Source organism: Faecalimonas canis (assembly GCF_054601575.1).
In genome coordinates this window covers 94,194-113,729 of record NZ_BAAHSI010000036.1, presented here as the reverse complement: position 1 = coordinate 113,729, position 19,536 = coordinate 94,194, and the positions used below count along the sequence as shown (strand labels likewise).

18 protein-coding genes are annotated in these 19,536 nt (G+C 36.8%); 17 read left to right on the top strand and 1 reads right to left on the bottom strand.

What is annotated here, in order from left to right:
• The first annotated feature begins 117 nt into the window (after window positions 1-117).
• The 8 genes from plsX (at window position 118) to ACYPXO_RS10340 (ending at window position 9,052) form a co-directional block, all read left to right on the top strand.
• Window positions 118-1,131, top strand: coding sequence for a phosphate acyltransferase PlsX (gene plsX, locus ACYPXO_RS10375; protein WP_459640491.1), 1,014 nt, complete (start codon window positions 118-120; stop codon window positions 1,129-1,131).
• A 25-nt stretch (window positions 1,132-1,156) separates the two neighbouring features.
• Complete coding sequence (gene acpP / locus ACYPXO_RS10370; protein WP_009756960.1) at window positions 1,157-1,387, top strand: acyl carrier protein; 231 nt, start codon at window positions 1,157-1,159, stop codon at window positions 1,385-1,387.
• Window positions 1,388-1,438: 51 nt separating this feature from the next.
• Entirely contained in the window at window positions 1,439-2,134 is a 696-nt protein-coding gene (rnc, locus tag ACYPXO_RS10365; protein ID WP_459640490.1) for a ribonuclease III, read from the top strand.
• Between the two features lie 7 nt (window positions 2,135-2,141).
• The gene (gene smc, locus ACYPXO_RS10360) at window positions 2,142-5,702 is read left to right on the top strand and encodes a chromosome segregation protein SMC (protein WP_459640489.1); all 3,561 of its coding nucleotides are present in this window, start codon (window positions 2,142-2,144) and stop codon (window positions 5,700-5,702) included.
• A 10-nt stretch (window positions 5,703-5,712) separates the two neighbouring features.
• A complete protein-coding gene (ftsY, locus tag ACYPXO_RS10355; RefSeq protein ID WP_459640488.1) occupies window positions 5,713-6,657 on the top strand; it encodes a signal recognition particle-docking protein FtsY in 945 nt (314 codons plus the stop codon).
• Between the two features lie 15 nt (window positions 6,658-6,672).
• Window positions 6,673-7,086 carry a DUF1653 domain-containing protein gene (locus ACYPXO_RS10350; protein ID WP_459640487.1) on the top strand — a complete coding sequence of 138 codons (414 nt, stop codon included), beginning with the start codon at window positions 6,673-6,675 and terminating at the stop codon, window positions 7,084-7,086.
• Between the two features lie 103 nt (window positions 7,087-7,189).
• Window positions 7,190-7,840 (top strand): GntR family transcriptional regulator, encoded by a 651-nt coding sequence (locus tag ACYPXO_RS10345; protein WP_459640486.1) that lies wholly within the window; start codon window positions 7,190-7,192, stop codon window positions 7,838-7,840.
• A 15-nt stretch (window positions 7,841-7,855) separates the two neighbouring features.
• The gene (locus ACYPXO_RS10340) at window positions 7,856-9,052 is read left to right on the top strand and encodes an NADP-dependent isocitrate dehydrogenase (protein WP_459640485.1); all 1,197 of its coding nucleotides are present in this window, start codon (window positions 7,856-7,858) and stop codon (window positions 9,050-9,052) included.
• A 41-nt stretch (window positions 9,053-9,093) separates the two neighbouring features.
• On the opposite strand, the gene abc-f is transcribed toward ACYPXO_RS10340, so the two are convergent.
• Window positions 9,094-11,010 (bottom strand): ribosomal protection-like ABC-F family protein, encoded by a 1,917-nt coding sequence (gene abc-f / locus ACYPXO_RS10335; protein WP_459640484.1) that lies wholly within the window; start codon window positions 11,008-11,010, stop codon window positions 9,094-9,096.
• A gap of 129 nt (window positions 11,011-11,139) precedes the next feature.
• Between abc-f and ACYPXO_RS10330 the strand changes: the two genes are divergently transcribed.
• From ACYPXO_RS10330 to ACYPXO_RS10290, 9 genes are all read left to right on the top strand, one after another.
• Window positions 11,140-11,784 carry a redox-sensing transcriptional repressor Rex gene (locus tag ACYPXO_RS10330; RefSeq protein WP_459640483.1) on the top strand — a complete coding sequence of 215 codons (645 nt, stop codon included), beginning with the start codon at window positions 11,140-11,142 and terminating at the stop codon, window positions 11,782-11,784.
• Between the two features lie 86 nt (window positions 11,785-11,870).
• A complete protein-coding gene (locus tag ACYPXO_RS10325) occupies window positions 11,871-13,370 on the top strand; it encodes an NAD(P)H-hydrate dehydratase (protein ID WP_459640482.1) in 1,500 nt (499 codons plus the stop codon).
• Complete coding sequence (gene alr / locus ACYPXO_RS10320; protein ID WP_459640481.1) at window positions 13,367-14,533, top strand: alanine racemase; 1,167 nt, start codon at window positions 13,367-13,369, stop codon at window positions 14,531-14,533. The genes ACYPXO_RS10325 and alr overlap by 4 nt, the downstream gene beginning before the upstream one ends.
• 83 nt (window positions 14,534-14,616) lie before the next feature.
• Window positions 14,617-14,964: a type II toxin-antitoxin system PemK/MazF family toxin gene (locus tag ACYPXO_RS10315; protein WP_459640480.1), complete on the top strand. Its 348-nt coding sequence runs from the start codon at window positions 14,617-14,619 to the stop codon at window positions 14,962-14,964.
• A gap of 17 nt (window positions 14,965-14,981) precedes the next feature.
• Window positions 14,982-15,821: a hemolysin family protein gene (locus ACYPXO_RS10310; RefSeq protein WP_459640479.1), complete on the top strand. Its 840-nt coding sequence runs from the start codon at window positions 14,982-14,984 to the stop codon at window positions 15,819-15,821.
• Window positions 15,822-15,892: 71 nt separating this feature from the next.
• The gene (locus ACYPXO_RS10305) at window positions 15,893-16,621 is read left to right on the top strand and encodes a YebC/PmpR family DNA-binding transcriptional regulator (protein ID WP_459640478.1); all 729 of its coding nucleotides are present in this window, start codon (window positions 15,893-15,895) and stop codon (window positions 16,619-16,621) included.
• 28 nt (window positions 16,622-16,649) lie between these two features.
• Window positions 16,650-17,411, top strand: coding sequence for a CFI-box-CTERM domain-containing protein (locus tag ACYPXO_RS10300; RefSeq protein WP_459640477.1), 762 nt, complete (start codon window positions 16,650-16,652; stop codon window positions 17,409-17,411).
• A 12-nt stretch (window positions 17,412-17,423) separates the two neighbouring features.
• The gene (locus ACYPXO_RS10295; RefSeq protein WP_459640476.1) at window positions 17,424-18,707 is read left to right on the top strand and encodes an O-acetylhomoserine aminocarboxypropyltransferase/cysteine synthase family protein; all 1,284 of its coding nucleotides are present in this window, start codon (window positions 17,424-17,426) and stop codon (window positions 18,705-18,707) included.
• 110 nt (window positions 18,708-18,817) lie between these two features.
• Window positions 18,818-19,498, top strand: coding sequence for a ClpP family protease (locus tag ACYPXO_RS10290; protein ID WP_459640475.1), 681 nt, complete (start codon window positions 18,818-18,820; stop codon window positions 19,496-19,498).
• Window positions 19,499-19,536: the final 38 nt, after the last annotated feature.

The following is a 19,536-nucleotide window of genomic DNA, read 5'->3' as shown; positions in this document are numbered from 1 at the left end:
ATGCCTGAGAAGCGTGAGTTTATACTGTGAACTCACGCTTTTTCTGTCTGAAAATTAGGTATTGCTTTTTAAGGTAATGTTTAGTAAAATTAGCATTAGCAATTAGGAGGTAGAATCATGTCTGAAATTACAAAAGTAGCATTAGATGCTATGGGCGGTGACAACGCACCCGGAGAAATTATTCAGGGAGCGATAGATGTCGTAGCAAAAAGACAGGATATTCATATTTTTCTTGTAGGACAGGAAAAGGTTATTGAAAAAGAATTGCAGAAACACGAATATCCAAAGGAACAGATTTCTATTATTAATGCAACAGAGATTATTGAAACGGCAGAACCACCGGTAATGGCAATTCGCAGAAAGAAAGATTCTTCTATTGTGGTAGCGATGAATATGGTAAAGAACGGAGAAGCAGATGCTTTTGTTTCCGCTGGAAGTTCGGGAGCTATTCTCGTAGGCGGACAGGTTCTCGTAGGGCGTATTAAAGGCGTTGAAAGACCGCCTTTAGCACCATTGATTCCGACACAAAGGGGAGTTTCTTTATTAATTGACTGTGGGGCGAACGTAGATGCCAGACCATCTCACCTTGTTCAGTTTGCCAAAATGGGCTCTATTTATATGAAAAATGTTATCGGTATTGAAAATCCGAGAGTAGCCATTGTCAATATTGGGGCTGAAGAAGAAAAAGGGAATGCATTAGTGAAGGAAACGTTTCCTTTATTAAAAGAATGTGAGGATATTAATTTTATCGGCAGTATAGAAGCGAGAGAGATTCCTCACGGAGAAGCAGATGTTATTGTCTGTGAAGCTTTCGTAGGAAATGTTATTTTGAAATTATTTGAAGGTGTAGGCTCGACATTAATAGGTGAAATTAAAAAAGGGCTGATGACAAATCTTCGCAGTAAAATGGGCGCTTTATTGGTAAAACCAACGTTAAAAGAAACTTTGAAGAAATTTGATGCAAGCGAATATGGCGGTGCACCATTATTGGGATTGAATGGATTGGTTGTAAAAACCCATGGAAATTCCACTGCAAAAGAGGTGGCTAATTCCATTATTCAATGTGTTACATTCAAAGAACAACATATTAATGACAAAATTAAAGAAACCATTCAGAAAAAGGATGAATAAGATATAAGAAAAGAGAGGATTAATTATGGAATTTGAAAAAATTAAAGCAATTATTGAGGATGTATTAAATGTAGGACCGGAAGAAATCACAATGGATACTACGTTTGTAGATGACTTAGGAGCAGACTCCTTGGATATTTTCCAAATTATTATGGGAATTGAAGAAGCATTTGATATTGAAATTGAAAATGAAGATGCGGAAAAAATTGTTACTGTAGGAGATGCGGTAGAGCAAATAAAAAATGCTATTAATTAGTCAATAACAGAAAAAGCCCTCAAGGGCTTTTTCATTTTATGAGGGAGAAATATGAAACAAAAATTAAGAGAATTAGAAAAAAAAATCGGTTACAAATTTCAACAGTTTGACTTATTGTGTCAGGCAATGCGTCACAGTTCTTATGCTAATGAAAAACATATGGAAAAGAATGAATGCAATGAACGTTTGGAGTTTCTTGGAGATGCTGTTTTGGAACTTGTATCAAGTGAGTTTTTATTTTTTGAAAATAAAAAGATGCCAGAAGGAGAATTGACAAGAACAAGGGCAAGTATTGTCTGTGAGCCGTCGCTGGCATTTTGTGCTAGAGAATTGGACTTAGGTTCATATTTGCTTTTAGGAAGAGGAGAAGAAAATACAGGGGGAAGATATAGAGATTCTCTTACTTCGGATGCTTTGGAAGCGTTGATTGGAGCAATTTATTTAGATGGTGGTTTTGCTAGTGCAAAAGAGTTTATACACCGCTTTATTTTGAACGATTTGGAACATAAAAAACTCTTTTTTGATAGCAAGACTATCCTGCAGGAGATTGTACAGGGGAATTTTAATGAGCCTATTGAGTATACACTCCTCAAAGAAGAAGGACCGGACCATAATAAATCCTTCTTTATTTCTGTTTCTATTGGAAATGAAGTTTATGGTAATGGTAAAGGAAGAACAAAGAAAGCAGCAGAACAGGAGGCTGCGTATCAGGCAATTTTGGAATTACATAAAAGAAAGTTAAAATAGGTGCTATATGTATTTGAAAAGTATTGAGGTACAGGGCTTTAAGTCTTTTGCCAACAAAATTGTATTTGATTTTCATAATGGAATTACTGGAATTGTCGGACCAAACGGAAGTGGTAAAAGTAATGTTGCTGATGCAGTTAGATGGGTTCTTGGAGAGCAGAGGGCAAAACAGTTGCGAGGCGGTTCTATGCAGGATGTTATTTTTTCGGGAACAGAAAACAGAAAGCCGCTAAGTTATGCGTCTGTTGCCATTACCCTTGATAATACAGATCATCAGTTAGCCATTGATTTTCAAGAAGTTACGGTGACAAGAAAACTGTATCGTTCGGGAGAAAGTGAATATTTAATTAACGGAAGTATATGCCGTTTAAAAGACGTAAATGAATTGTTTTATGACACGGGTATCGGTAAAGAAGGATATTCTATTATCGGACAGGGCCAAATTGATAAAATTTTGAGCGGGAAGCCGGAAGAACGCCGTGAGTTATTTGATGAAGCGGCGGGAATTGTTAAATTTAAAAAGAGAAAAAATATGTCTGTAAAAAAACTGGAAGAAGAAACACAAAATCTGCTTCGAGTTACGGATATTTTATCTGAATTAGAAAAACAGATCGGTCCATTAGAAAAACAATCCGAGAAGGCAAAAGAATATTTAAAAAAGAAAGAAGAATTAAAGACATATGATATTAATTTGTTTTTGTTAGAGAGTGTGCGTATGCGTGAGCAAATCCAAGAAGTAGAAAAGCAATTAGCAAATGCACAGGAAGAATTTTGCTCTGCACAGACAAAGTATGATAATACAAAAACAGAATATGAAGAAATTGAAGGTCAGTTAGAAAAGATTGACGATACAATGGAACGTACAAAAAATCAACTCAATGAAACACATTTGTTAAAACAGCAGTTAGAGGGGCAGATTGATTTATTGAAGGAGCAGATTAATAGTGCGAAAATGAGCGATGAACATTTTGCTCAGCGTTCTTCGCATATTTATGAGGAAATTGAGGAACGCAAAAAACAGCGTGAAGAATACTTGAAGGAGCAGGAAACCTTACAAGAACAGTTAGATACGCAAAAACGTATAGAAAATGAAATCAGTTCCCGATTGACTGAGATACAACTGCGAATTACAGAATTGACTGCAAATGTTGAACAGTGGAAACAGGACATTATGGATGTACTGAATCATAGGGCAGTGACAAAAGCGAAAATGCAGCATTTCGACACATTGCTTGAACAGGTACGTGTACGCAAAGCAGAGATGAATAAAAAGCTAATTGAAATCAGTAGCGATGTAAGTGTACAGGATGAGTCGATTCAACGGTATGAACAGGAATTAAAAGGAATTACCGAAGAAATTCAAGGATATGCTATTGAAGTGAAAGAGCAGGAAGAAAAAATAGAAATTCTGCAAAAAACACTTGCAAAGCAGACGGAACAGTTAAGAGCAGGACAGACTGCTTATCACAGGGAAGCCTCCCGTTTAGAGTCCTTAAAAAACATTACAGAAAGATATGACGGTTATGGAAACAGTATCCGAAAAGTAATGGAGAAAAAAAAGCAGGAAAAAGGATTACTCGGCGTTGTTGCTGATTTGATTAAAGTGGATAAGAAATATGAGATAGCCATTGAAACAGCCCTTGGAGGCAATATTCAAAATATTGTAACAGATAGTGAAGATACTGCCAAAAGAATGATTCAGTATTTGAAACAAAACAAATTTGGGCGAGCAACATTTCTTCCGCTTACAAGCATAACTGCTGGAGGTAGTATTCGTTATCCGGAGGCTTTAAAGGAGAGCGGAGTAATTGGCCTTGCAAACACACTTGTCACAGTGGAAGATAAATTTCATGTTCTCGCCGATAGTCTTCTCGGAAGAACAATTGTTGTTGAAAAAATTGATGACGGAATTTCCCTTGCACGAAAATACAGACAATCTCTCCGTATTGTTACGATAGAAGGGGAACTGATTAATCCAGGTGGTGCAATGACCGGTGGTGCATTCAAAAATACAAGTAATCTGTTAGGAAGACGAAGAGAAATTGAAGAGTTTGAAAAAACAGTTGTACAATTGCAAAAAGAAATGATTTCGATGGAGGCGGAAATTGCAGAGGCGAAACGTGAACGAACCGGCTGTTATGAAAAAATTGAAGAAACAAAACAACAGTTACAGAAAAAATATGTTATTCAAAATACATTAAAGATGAATTTGAATCAGGCAAACACTGAGAAAGAAAATATTTTGAAGATGACGGGGGATATGCATCGCGAAGGAAAGGAACTTGAAGAACAGGTTGCTGAACTTTTAGAAAATCAGGAATCCATTCAGATTGAACTGGACACTTCTGAAAATATGGAAGCAGAATTGAATAAAAAAATCGAGGAACAGCAGGCACTTTTAGAAAAAGAAAAAAATTCTGAGAATGAAACGATGCAGAAAGCAGAAAATATTCATTTGGCATTGGCAAATTTAGAACAGAAAAATGAATTTATTCTCGAAAATCTTTCTCGTATACAAGAGGAAACAGACAAGTTCCAAGAAGAATTACATCAATTACAGCAAAATAAGGAAAACTCCTCTTTAGAAATCGAAGACAAAGAAAAACAAATTCAGGAAATTCGGACAACCATTATCAATTCAAAAGAGTTGTTTGAGGAGATTGAATTAAAAATTCAAAAATTAAATAGTGAAAAAGAAGTTTTAACGCAAAAAAATAAAGATTTTCTTGCAAAGAGAGAAGAACTTTCTAAGCATATGGCGGATTTGGATAAGGAAAGCTTCCGATTAACAAGTAAAAAGGAAGGATTTGAGGAAACTTTAGAAAAACAAATCAATTATATGTGGGAAGAGTACGAGATTACATACAGCAAGGCACGTGAATTGCGAAACGAAAGTTTTACGGATTTGTCAGAAATAAAACGTCAGATTCAATTGTTGAAATCGGACATTCGCAGTTTGGGATCAGTCAACGTAAATGCGATAGAAGATTATAAAAACGTATCTGAGCGGTATGCATTTTTAAAAACACAGTATGATGATTTGGTGGAAGCAAAGGAAACTCTCATCCAGATTATCGAAGAATTAGATACAGCCATGCGAAAACAGTTTGCAGAACGTTTCAAGGAAATAGCAAGTGAGTTTGATAAAGTATTTAAACAATTATTCGGCGGCGGAAAGGGAACTCTTGAATTAATGGAAGACGAAGATATATTGGAAGCGGGTATAAGAATTATCGCTCAGCCTCCGGGGAAAAAACTGCAGAATATGATGCAGTTATCAGGTGGTGAGAAAGCATTGACGGCGATTTCATTATTATTTGCTATTCAAAATCTGAAACCGTCACCGTTTTGTCTTTTAGATGAAATTGAGGCGGCACTTGATGATTCAAACGTAACAAGGTTTGCACAGTATCTTCATAAACTGACGAAAAATACACAGTTTATTGTTATTACACACAGACGAGGTACAATGACTGCTGCGGACAGACTGTACGGTATTACTATGCAGGAAAAAGGAGTTTCCACACTCGTATCGGTGGATTTATTGGAAAAAGATTTAACAAAATAGGAGAAACATTATGGGTGAAGAGAAAAAAGGATTTTTTAAACGACTTGTTTCAGGACTAACAAAGACAAGAAACAGTATCGTTTCAAGTATGGACAGCATTTTCAAAGGGTTTTCTAAAATAGATGAGGAATTTTACGAGGAACTGGAAGAAGTGCTTATTATGGGTGATTTAGGCGTACAGGCAACTTACGCTGTTTTGGACGATTTGCGTGCAAAAGTTAAAGAGCAGAGAATTAAAGAGCCTATGGAATGCAAACAACTTCTTATAGACAGTATTAAGGAGCAGATGCGTGTGGGTGAAACGGCGTATGAATTTGAAAACAGAACGTCCGTTGTTCTTGTTATCGGTGTAAATGGAGTTGGAAAGACAACAACTATCGGGAAACTTGCAGGAAAACTTCGTGCAAATAATAAAAAGGTTGTATTGGCTGCCGCAGATACATTCCGTGCTGCTGCAGGTGAACAACTTGTAGAATGGGCAAGAAGAGCAGATGCAGAATTAATCGGAGGTCAGGATGGTGCAGACCCTGCTGCTATTGTGTATGATGCGGTAGCGGCAGCAAAGGCAAGACATGCTGACGTACTTCTTTGTGATACTGCCGGAAGACTTCACAATAAGAAAAATCTTATGGAAGAATTGAAGAAAATCAATCGTGTTCTTGAGAGAGAGTATCCTGAAGCGTACAGGGAAACATTAGTTGTTTTGGACGGTACAACAGGTCAAAATGCACTTGCACAGGCGCGAGAGTTTAATGAAGTGGCAGATATTACCGGAATTGTATTAACTAAAATGGATGGAAGTGCCAAAGGAGGTATTGCGGTAGCCATTCAGTCAGAGTTGAAAATACCTGTAAAATATATCGGTGTCGGAGAATCTATAGAAGACCTTCAGAAATTTGATTCTGACGAATTTGTCAATGCACTGTTTTATACAGATGACTCATCTGACAAATAGAAAGGGGAAATGGACATGGAGTATAAGACGGTCGCGAAAGGGGAATGTTACAAATTTCCGGAAGGAAAACGCTGTCAGGTTATAGAAGTGGCAACGGATTTTCAGACGGGGGAAGAAATGGTTGTCTATAAAGAAACTGGCGGAGAAGAGATGGTGTATGTAAGAAAACTTACTTCTTTTGTAACAGAAATGGAAAGAGTTTCTGATGAGGAAATGTATCTGATAGAAGAGTTTCTTGATATAGATGAAAATGAGCAGAAATTACATTTTCTGCAGAAACATAAACGTGACATCACAGAAAAATTTATTACTATCGCAGCACAGAGCATGGACTTTGTAGAGAAAGAAACTTCCTTGGAAATGCGGTATCAGGATATTTTACATTTTATCCGAATGAAAATGAAATATGAATGCGGTAGACTTTACTAAAGAGAATCTCCTTATCACAAATGTGGTAGGGAGGTTTTTTTCTTGACAAAAACTGTATAATTGTATACAATTATACAAAATGTAATCGTAGAGAGGAAAGTAAATGGAAAAGGATAGAGGATTTTCTTTAAGTGAAAAAGTATTTCACAAATTGCGTGATGATATTTTATCCGGTGTTTATGAGGAAAACGATGAGTTAAGGGAGATGACAATCGGAAAGGAATTAGGGGTTAGTAGAACTCCGGTCCGTGAAGCATTTAAAAAATTAGAATTGGAAGGACTTGTGAAAACAATTCGGAATAAAGGAACTTATGTGACGGGAATCAGTAAAGAAGATATACATGATATTTTCATTATCCGCTCCCTGTTAGAAAATTTATGTACGGAATGGGTAATTGATAATATTACACAGGAGGAAATGAATGAATTAGAAGAAATTATTCTTCTGTCGGAGTTTCATCTGAAAAAGTCAGGAACTGACAAAATGGCAATATTAGATGGAAAATTTCACCGTATTTTATATGAATCCTGTGGCAGTAAAATTTTAAAACATATTTTATCTGACTTATATAATTACGTTCAGTTTGCAAGAGTATATTCAGTAAAAACAGAAGGGCGTCTTGAACAGTCGGTAGAAGAACATAAGGCCATTTTGGAGGCGATTAAACAGAAAGATAAAGATCTTGCGGGACAATTGATAACCGAACATATGCAATGTGTATTACAAAATTTAGAAAAACATGGTTTTAAATAAAAGGAGGACACTAAAATGGAAAAAATTAAAATGACAACCCCACTTGTCGAGATGGATGGAGATGAAATGACACGTATTCTTTGGAAAATGATTAAGGATACTTTGTTAATTCCGTATATTGATTTAAAAACAGAGTATTACGATCTAGGGTTAGAAAATCGTAATGCTACAGATGATCAGGTTACTGTTGATTCCGCAAATGCGACAAAGAAATATGGTGTTGCTGTTAAATGTGCTACCATTACACCAAACGCTGCCCGTATGACAGAATATAATTTAAAAGAAATGTGGAAAAGTCCTAACGGAACAATTCGTGCTATGCTGGATGGAACGGTTTTCCGTGCACCAATTGTTGTAAAAGGAATTGAACCATGCGTGAAAAATTGGAAAAAACCAATTACGCTGGCAAGACACGCATACGGAGATGTATATAAAAATACAGAAATGATTATTGACAGACCGGGAAAAGTAGAATTAGTTTATACGTCAGAGGATGGCACGGAAAAGAGAGAACTTGTTCATCAGTTTAACGGAGCAGGAATCGCACAAGGTATGCATAATACAAATGAATCTATTGAAAGTTTTGCGAGAAGTTGTTTTAACTATGCGTTGGAAACAAAACAGGATTTATGGTTTGCAACAAAAGATACTATTTCAAAAAAATACGATCATACATTTAAAGATGTTTTCCAAGAAATTTATGAGAAAGAATATGATGCGAAATTTAAAGAGAGTGGTATAGAATATTTTTATACATTGATTGACGATGCAGTAGCGAGAGTGATGAAGGCAGAAGGCGGATTTATCTGGGCCTGCAAAAATTATGACGGAGATGTAATGAGTGATATGGTTTCTTCTGCGTTCGGTTCTTTGGCAATGATGACTTCTGTTTTAGTTTCTCCTGAAGGTTATTATGAATATGAGGCGGCTCATGGTACAGTGCAAAGACATTACTATAAGCACTTAAAAGGGGAGGAAACATCGACAAATTCTGTGGCAACTATTTTTGCATGGACAGGAGCGTTACGTAAACGTGGTGAACTGGACGGCAATAATGAACTGATGAAGTTTGCGGATAGATTGGAAAAGGCAACTCTTGATACGATTGAGAGCGGTAAGATGACGAAAGATTTGGCGTTAATCACATCTATTCCAAATCCAACTGTATTAAACAGTGAAGAATTTATTCAGGCGATTGCCGAGTTACTATAATAATAAAAGGCAAACCTTAAAACGATAAGGTTTGCCTTTTATTATTCCGCCAGTTCCTCCCACTGTTCATACAGAAGTTCCAGTTCCTGCATAATGTTTGCTTTTTCTTCGGAAAGTTCACGGCATTTTACAGAATTGGTATAAATGTCTTCCTGTGTCATTAGTTCGTCAATTTCACCGTCACGTTCCTCCAGAGCGGAAATTCGTTCTTCTGTTTTTCGCAAATCGTTTTGTCGTTTACGTTCTTTTGCCTGTTGTTCTTTTTGTGCTTTCCAATCCAATTTTGTTTCTGATTCAGTTTGGATAGAAGCGGAAGAGAGGGCTTCATTTGCATTTGTGTAAGCGGCAGTTAATTCTTCCTTTTTCTCCAAATAATAATCATAGTTTCCGATATAATTAACAAAGGTATGATTGACTAAGTCAAGAATACGTGTTGCTGTCTGATTGATAAAATATCGGTCGTGAGATACATATAAAATTGTTCCACTATAATCATTTAATGCTTTTTCCAAAATTTCTTTTGACGTAATATCCAAATGGTTTGTCGGTTCATCCAAGATTAAAAAGTTTGCTTCAGAAAGCATTAATTTTGCCAGAGAAACACGACCGCGTTCGCCACCACTTAAATCTTTAATCTGTTTATATACATCATCGCCTGTGAAAAGAAAAGCGGCAAGAGTATTTCGTATCTGTGTATTTGTCAAAGTCGGATAATCGTCTGAAATTTCATCAAAAATTGTTTTTTCCATATGTAGCACATGGTGTTCCTGATCGTAATATCCGATATGTACATTTGTTCCTAAGGTAAATACGCCGCTATCTGCAGGCTGTACCTCATTTAGAATTTTTAAAAGAGTTGTTTTTCCTGTTCCGTTGTCACCGATAACGGCAACGTGTTCGCCACGTTTGATTTCAAAACTAATATCCTGAAATAATTTTAACGCTCCAAAAGACTTGCTTAAATGTTCAACAGTCAGCACATCATTTCCGCTTACGCAGGAGGGTTCAAGAGAAATGTGAAATTCAGATGTCGCCTCCATAGGTTTTTCTACCAGTGTCATCTTGTCCAACATTTTTTCTCGGCTTTCTGCACGGCGAATGGATTTTTCACGGTTAAAAGAACGAAGTTTTTCAATAACTGCTTCTTGATGTTTGATTTCTTGTTGCTGCTTCATATATTCTTTTAATTTTGCTTCACGGACAAGTTTCTTCTTTTGGGCAAATGAAGTATAGTTGCCTAAAAACATCATAATATTGCCTTGCTCCACTTCAATAACTTTTGTCACGACACGATTTAAAAAATAACGGTCATGGGATACGATAAGCACTGCCCCCTGATAGTTGGAAAGATACGTTTCAAGCCATGCAATTGAATTTAAGTCCAAATGGTTTGTCGGTTCATCGAGAAGAAGAATGTCGGGTTTTGTAAGAAGAAGTTTACCTAAAGAAACCCTTGTTTTCTGACCTCCCGAAAGTGTATCTACGGATTTTCCAAAATCTTCTTCAGAAAAACCAAGTCCTTTTAAAACACCTGTTATTTCGCTTTCATAGGCATATCCATTAGCTCGTTCATAAGAAGCGGTAAGATGATGGTATGTCTGTAGACGTTTCTCCAGTTCTTCTCCCTTAAGGTGTTTTAATTCCAATTCGATAGAACGAATTTGATTTTCTAAGGCGATAATATCGGATTTAGCCGTCTTTACTTCCTCGTAAATGGTATTCCCACTTTCTAATTTCTGATGTTGGGAAAGATAACCGATTGTTTTCCCTTTTGCAAGAATAACCTCTCCGCTGTCCAAAGGCAATTCTCCCATAATCATTTTCAAAATAGTCGATTTGCCTGCCCCGTTTAATCCGATTAAGGCTGCTTTTTCATGTTCTTCTATATGAAAAGAACCATCTTTAACGATGATTTGTTCTCCAAATGCTTTATTAAGATTATGACATGCTAAAATCATAATAAATCCTCCCAAAATAACTCATATCTTTTATATTATACTCAAATAGTGCAAAATACAACTAAAAAATTGACTTTACGGGAACTATTCTATATAATATTGCGTAGAATAGATTGGAAGGTGAAATGGATGGAAGAAAGAGAGATTTCTCAGGCAGTAATCCGAAGATTGCCTAGATACTACAGATACTTAGGAGAGTTACTGGAAGACAATGTAGAGCGTATTTCTTCAAATGAATTAAGCAAAAGAATGCAGGTGACTGCTTCTCAGATACGTCAGGATTTGAATAATTTTGGCGGATTCGGACAGCAGGGATACGGCTATAACGTAAAATATTTATATACAGAAATCGGTAAGATTTTAGGATTGGATATAGACCATAATATGATTATTATCGGTGCGGGTAATTTAGGACAGGCGCTGGCAAATTATACATCTTTTGAGAGAAGAGGATTTATTTTCAAAGGCATTTTTGATGTGAACCCAAGACTTTCAGGTGTATCTATACGTGGTGTGCCGATTCGTATGATGGACGAATTGAAAGATTTTATCAATGAACATAATATTGATATAGCCGTTCTCACAATCCCGAAGGCAAAAGCGGTTGAAGTGGCGAAACTTTTAGTAGATAACGGTGTACGTGCTATTTGGAATTTTGCACATACAGATTTAGATTTACCGGAAAATGTTATTGTAGAAAATGTACATTTGTCCGAAAGTCTTATGCGTTTATCTTATAATCTCAGCCGTTATAACAAAGAACATACAGAATAGAATTGAAACAACGTATAGAGAAGATGTGGGAATCCGCCTTTTCCTATGCGTTGTTTTCTTCTGAATGGAAAATGGAGGTGTATGATGTGAGATATGTACTAACGGGCGAAGAGATGCAGTACGCAGATAAATATACGATTGAACAGATGAAAGTTCCATCTTGTGTTTTGATGGAAAGAGCGGCACTTAAAGTTGTAGAGATATTGGAAAAGGAAAAGATAGACTGTTCGGATACGCTGATTGTATGCGGTTCGGGAAATAACGGCGGTGACGGTCTTGTCATTGCACGGCTTTTACATCTGAAAGGGGTTCGTGTAGAAGTATGCTACATGGGTAATAGAGAAACTGCCAGCGAAGAAAACAAACGGCAGTACATGATAGCTGAAAATTATGGCATATCTATCAGAAACACATTAGTGAAAAAAGAATATAGTGTTATTATAGATGCTCTTTTGGGAATTGGGTTAAAAAGAGAAGTTTCAGGAAAATATAGAGAGATTATTGAACAGTTAAATGAAATGAAGGGTACAAAAGTGGCAGTAGATATACCTACAGGAGTATGTGATACAACAGGTGAAATAAAAGGATGTGCTTTTAGTGCGGATTTGACGGTCTGTTTTGCTTTTGAAAAAGTTGGAATGTTGCTTGGAGAGGGACGTCGGTATATTGGAAAAACATATGTTGCGGATATTGGAATTTCGCCGGATGCACTTCCGAGCGGACAGAAACTATATACATATGATCGAGATGATAAAGATGTTCCGATGCCACAGAGAAACCTAAACGGAAATAAAGGAACATTCGGAAAGGTACTTATCATAGCGGGAAGTAAGGGAATGGCAGGCGCTGCTTATTTGAATGCAAAGGCCGCCTATTTAGCAGGCGCAGGGCTTGTACAAATTTATACCCATGAGGATAACCGTGTGATTTTGCAACAGTTACTTCCCGAAGCAATTCTTTCTACATATGAAACATTTGACAAAAACCGTCTAAAAGAATTGTTTGATTGGGGAGATGTACTTTTGGTCGGCTCAGGACTTGGGAAAAGTGATTTGTCAGAAAAAATATTTACATATGCAATGCAGTATGCAAAAGTTCCGTGTGTAATTGACGGGGATGGATTAAATATTTTATCTGAAGATTTATCGCTTTTGGAACATAAAAAACAAGTCATACTAACTCCTCATTTAAAGGAAATGGCCAGGTTGCTTCAATGTACGATAAAGGAGATACAGGAAAACAGAATTGAGGCGATAAAAGATTTTGTCCGCGAATATCCTGTTGTCTGTGCAATGAAGGATGCGAGGACATTTGTAGCAAATGATGAGGAAGATATTTATATAAATACAACAGGAAATCAATCTATGGCAAAAGCAGGAGCAGGAGATGTTCTTGCAGGTATAGCGGCGGGATTTCTTGCACAGAAGATGACTTGCAGGGGCGCTTGTGAAACTGCTGTTTATGTACACGGATTGTGCGGAGATTATGTGCAAAAAGAAAAAGGAAGTTACAGTGTATTGGCAAATGATTTGCTTGATGCAATCGGTCGTGTAATGAAAAAACTTGAGAAGGAGCATACAAGATGAAAACTTACAGTAGAGTATATGCCAAAATCGATTTAGATGCAGTGACATATAATATGGAACAAATGAAACAGAGGGTCAACGGTGATACGAAAATTATGGCGGTTATCAAAAGCGATGGATATGGTCATGGTGCAGTTCAGGTTGCGGAGGTGCTGGAAAAATATGATTATATTTGGGGATTTGCAGTTGCCACACTCGATGAAGCGGTTGTTCTTCGTACGGAGGGGATCAAAAAGCCGATACTTGTGCTGGGATGTATTTTTCCTGACCAGTACTTAGAAATGCTGGATAATGATATTCGTATGAATGTGTACACGGAAGAAATGGCAAAAGAAATTTCTTATATGGCAAGAAGAGAAGGAAAAACTGCCTATTTACATATTAAATTAGACACCGGAATGGCCAGACTTGGCTTTGCGGTAAATGACGAAAGTATTGATGCCATTACAAGAATAAGTAAATTGCCAAACGTAAATATGGAAGGTGTATTTACGCATTTTGCCAAGGCAGATGAAATGGATAAAACATTTACAGAAAATCAGATTAGTCAATTCATAGCCATGACGGAGAAGTTAAAGGAGAGAGGGGTAACTTTCCCATATGAACATTGTGCAAACAGTGCTGCAATTATTGATGTGGAAGATGCTCGTTTTGACATTGTGCGTGCAGGAATTTCTACTTATGGATTATATCCGTCAGAAGAAGTGAACCAAGATGCCGTGCATTTAAAGCCTGCCCTTGCATTAAAGAGCCATGTTGCTTTTGTAAAAGAAATAGAAAAAGGAACACCTGTAAGTTACGGCGGTACATTTATTGCTGAGAAAAAAATGAAAATAGCCACCATTCCTGTCGGATATGGTGACGGTTATCCGAGAAGCCTTTCGGGGAAAGGCTACGTGCTTATTCGTGGGAAAAAAGCAAATATTTTGGGGCGTATCTGTATGGATCAGTTTATGGTTGATGTAACAGACATTGAAGGAGTAAGTTTTGGAGATAAAGTAACCTTAATAGGACGTGACGGCAATGAATCTATTTCTGTTGAGCGGTTGAGTGAATTGTCAGGCAGATTTAATTATGAATTTATCTGTGCATTAGGAAAACGAATTCCAAGAGTATATGTGAAAAACGGTAAAATTGCGGAGCAAGTTGATTACTTCGCATAGATAGGAAAACTCTATTTATAGAATACTTCCGAAAAAGATGGAAATACTAATTTTATCTTAAAGAAATCGGAGTGTGAGATAGAGTGCAGGTTAGACGCGGAGATATATATTATGCAGATTTAAGTCCGGTGGTAGGGTCGGAACAGGGCGGAATACGTCCGGTTCTTATTATTCAAAACGATGTGGGAAACAAACACAGTCCCACTGTGATTTGCGCTGCCATCACTTCAAAAATGAATAAGTCAAAACTTCCGACGCACGTGGAAATTGATGCGGGAAAATATCATATTGTAAAAAATTCAGTTGTATTGTTAGAGCAAATCAGAACAATCGACAAACAAAGATTAAGGGAACTGGTTTGCCATGTAGATAAAAAGTTAATGTTAAAAATTGATGAAGCAATCAAAATCAGTTTTGAACTTCATACATAGAAAAGGAGTAAAGAACAATGGAGGAAGGCAGTAGTCTGTGGGACAGACTGATGTATAATTTTTCTGAAGAAGATAAGGAACAGGAAGATGTAGAACACGAGATTTTATCTCTGATCCAGGAAGGCAGAGAAAGAGGATTTTTTGCGGGAGGTGAAGGAGAACTAATCAGTAATATTTTTTCTTATAATGAGAAAAAAGCAGAAGATATTATGGTTCACCGCAAACACATCATTGCCTTAGACGGTGAGAAAACAATTCAGGAAACAGTGGAATTTATGTTGGAACAGAAAAATTCCAGATTTCCGGTATATGAGGAAGATATTGATTCTATTATTGGCATTTTCCATCTGCGTGATGCGGTCAGGTGTTATTTTCAGAGAGATTTACGAAATATTCCTATCAAAAATTTAAAAGAATATATGCATCCGGTCAGTTTTGTTCCCGAAGCAAAAAGTATAAACAAATTATTCAAGGAAATGAAACAGAAGAAAAACCATATGGTTGTCGTGTTGGATGAATATGGACAGACAGCAGGTATTATTGCCATGGAAGATATTATTGAGGAGATTGTCGGAAATATTCAGGATGAGTATGATGATGATGAAGAGTGTATCCAAAAAATTTCTAATGACGTTTATATGGCGGATGGCATGACGGAATTGGATGAATTGGAGAAAATTTTACAGATTTCATTTGAAAATGAAGATTTTGGAACATTGAACGGGTATCTTGTTCACTGCCTTGAACATATTCCGACAGAGGAAGAAGATTGCTCGGTGGAGTATGAAGGGTATCGTTTTCACGTTATTTCCGTGAGCAATAATCTGATTGAAAAAGTACGGATTGAAAAAATCTAGCCTTGTAAACACTGGAAAAGAATGATAAAATAGGAAAAGCAATTTTAGAAAAAAGAAAAGAGGTACGAAAAATGTCAGGACATTCAAAGTTCGCAAATATTAAACATAAAAAAGAAAAAAATGATGCGGCAAAAGGAAAAATCTTTACAATTATCGGTAGAGAGATTGCCGTTGCGGTAAAGGAAGGCGGACCTGATCCGGCAAATAACAGCAGACTTCGTGATGTTATTGCGAAAGCTAAATCCAACAATATGCCAAATGATACGATTGAACGTGGAATTAAAAAGGCGGCCGGGGATGCCAATTCCGTGAATTACGAATCTGTTACATATGAAGGGTATGGACCAAGCGGAGTAGCAATTATTGTTGATGCTCTTACAGATAATAAAAACAGAACAGCATCTAATGTTCGTAATGCTTTTACAAAAGGAAGCGGAAGTGTAGGAACACAGGGATGTGTGTCTTATATGTTTGATAAAAAGGGACAGATTATCGTTGCAAAAGAAGAATATGAAACAGATGCTGATGAATTAATGATGCTTGCATTAGATGCAGGAGCGGAAGATTTCTCAGAGGAAGAAGACAGTTACGAAATTTTGACTGCACCGGAAGATTTCAGCGATGTGCGTCTTGCACTTGAAGAAGCAGGTGTTCCGATGGCATCAGCAGAAGTGACAATGATTCCACAGACATGGGTGGAACTTACTGATGAAACAGATTTAAAAAATCTTCAGAAAACATTAGATTTATTAGATGAAGATGACGATGTTCAGGTAGTATATCACAACTGGGACGAATAAGAGAAAATAGGTAGAGGAGGAATATCAGATGTATTCCGAGGCGCAGGAAACTTTAATCAATTTATTTGAAGATGCTTTAGTTTTAGGAAAGCGTTTTAAACGTGATGTTTATAAAAATGATTTTGAGGTACATTACAATAAATATAAAGATTTTTTTGTAAATGTAAATGAATCTTTGAGAGAAGAAGAAGGAAAAGATACGGTTATAGCAGAACTTGCCGGAATTATTCCAAAATATGTTGATGAAAAACTAAAAAAAATCGAACAGAAAAGAAAAAGGGAACTTCTTATTCTTGACTATAATATGGCTTTGGTTACTTATGTTCTCCCGGTAATCAATTACGGTGACGGTGAATATGGAAAAGCCATTTCAGAAAAACTTGTGGAATTATGGAATAATAATATTTCAACGGTTACAATTAAAAACGCAACCTACGAATCTATCACGGAAGGGTTTAAACAGAGATTATGTTATATTACGACAGCAGTATGTGAAAGTCTGGGAAAACCAGATAATTGTTATGAATTGGAATTGTTGAGAAACTACCGTGATAAATATTTGATTGAAGAAAATGCAGGAAGAGATATTGTACAGCAATATTATAATATTGCACCTACTATTGTAAAACGAATCAGTAAACGGAATGATGCAAAAGAAATTTATAACAGAATTTGGACAGACTATTTGACACCGTGTATTCAACTTGTTGAAGAGGATGAGAAAGAAGCCTGTAAAGAAGTGTACAGCGATATGGTACACGATTTACAAAAGAAATATATATATTCATAGGAGGGCAAGAGAATGAGCAGCAACTACAAAATAGAAACAAAATGTATCCAATCAGGCTGGCAGCCGAAGCAGGGAGAACCTAGAGTTGTTCCGATTTATCAAAGCACAACATTTAAGTACGACACAAGTGAACAGATGGGGCGTTTGTTCGATTTGGAAGATTCGGGATATTTCTATACAAGATTACAGAATCCAACAAATGATGTTGTTGCTAATAAGATTTGTGACTTGGAAGGCGGAGTAGCAGCAATGCTTACTTCATCAGGTCAGGCGGCAAATTTCTATGCAATTATGAATATCTGTGAGGCGGGTGACCATATTGTCTGTGCATCAGCACTTTATGGTGGTACATATAATTTGTATGCCCATACAATTAAAAAAATGGGAGTAGATGCAACTTTTGTTGATCCGGATGCAAGCGAAGAAGAAATCAGTAATGCTTTTAGAGAAAATACAAAAGCATTGTTTGGTGAAACGATTTCAAATCCGGCATTAGTTGTGTTGGATTTGGAAAAATTTGCAAAAGTGGCTCATGAACATGGAGTTCCGTTTATTGTAGACAATACATTTGCAACACCGATTAACTGTCGTCCGTTTGAATGGGGAGCCGATATCGTTACACACTCCACAACAAAATATATGGATGGACACGCAATGAGCGTCGGTGGCTGTATTGTAGACAGTGGCAATTTTGACTGGGCAGCATATGGAGATAAATTCAGTTGCCTGACATCGCCAGACGAAACATATCATGGAATTGTATATACAGAAAAATTTGGAAAAGGCGCTTATATCACAAAGGCAACAGCACAACTTATGCGTGACTTGGGATCTATTCAGTCGCCTCAAAATGCCTTTTTGCTAAATGTGGGATTGGAAACACTTCATTTAAGAATGCCTCGTCACTGCGAAAATGCAAAAAAAGTGGCAGAATTTTTGAAAAACCACGAAAAAGTAGCATGGGTTAGTTATCCGGATTTGGAAGGAGATAAATACCATGCACTCGCACAGAAATATCTTCCAAACGGAAGTTGTGGTGTATTGACCTTTGGCATTAAAGGTGGAAGAGATGCTTCTGTCACATTGATGGATAATTTGAAACTGGCTGCAATCGTAACACATGTAGCGGATTCAAGAACTTCTGTACTTCATCCTGCAAGTCACACACATCGTCAGATGAATGAACAGGAATTGATTGAAGCGGGCGTGCAGCCTGATTTGATTCGCTTCAGTGTTGGTGTTGAAAATGCAGAAGACATTATTGATGATTTAGCACAGGCTTTAGAATTAGTATAGCATATGAGGGAAAGAAAATTTCAGAAGAAGTTTTCTTTCCTTTTTTTATGGATTTTACATAAATGAGAATTTTCTGCAAATACTAAAAGAAAAAAAGGCAGGAAAGAAATATGAGTGAAAATGCGGAAAAACAAAATGAAGAAATAAAAGAAATGGGAACGTTGTCTTTGGCACATAATAAGAAACAGCATAATATTCAACTTCTTACCATCATCGGAGAAATTGAAGGACATGAAGCGGTTTCAGGAAACACAAAGGCAACAAAGTATGAACATTTACTTCCTAAACTTGCAGAAGTGGAGGACAACGAAGAGATTGAAGGGCTGTTAATTTTATTAAATACACTTGGAGGGGATGTGGAAGCCGGACTTGCCATTGCGGAAATGATAGCGTCCCTAAGTAAACCGAGCGTATCTCTTGTGCTTGGTGGAAGTCATTCTATCGGAGGTCCGTTGGCAGTTTCGGCAGATTATTCATTTATTGTTCCTAGTGGGACAATGGTTATTCATCCTGTGAGGTCAAGCGGTATGTTTATCGGAGTAATGCAAAGTTATCGAAATATTGAAAAGACACAAAATCGGATTACAAAATTTATTTCTAAGCACTCAAATATTAGTCAAAAACGAATTGAGGAATTGATGCTAGATCCGACACAACTTGTAAAAGATGTGGGAACGATGCTTGAAGGGGAAGAAGCAGTAAAAGAAGGATTGATTGACGAAGTTGGAGGTATGAAGGAGGCTTTGCAAAAATTACACGAATTAATAGAAAAACGGACGAAAAATAAATAATGACACAGGTTTCCTAAAATGCTATAATAGGATATGTA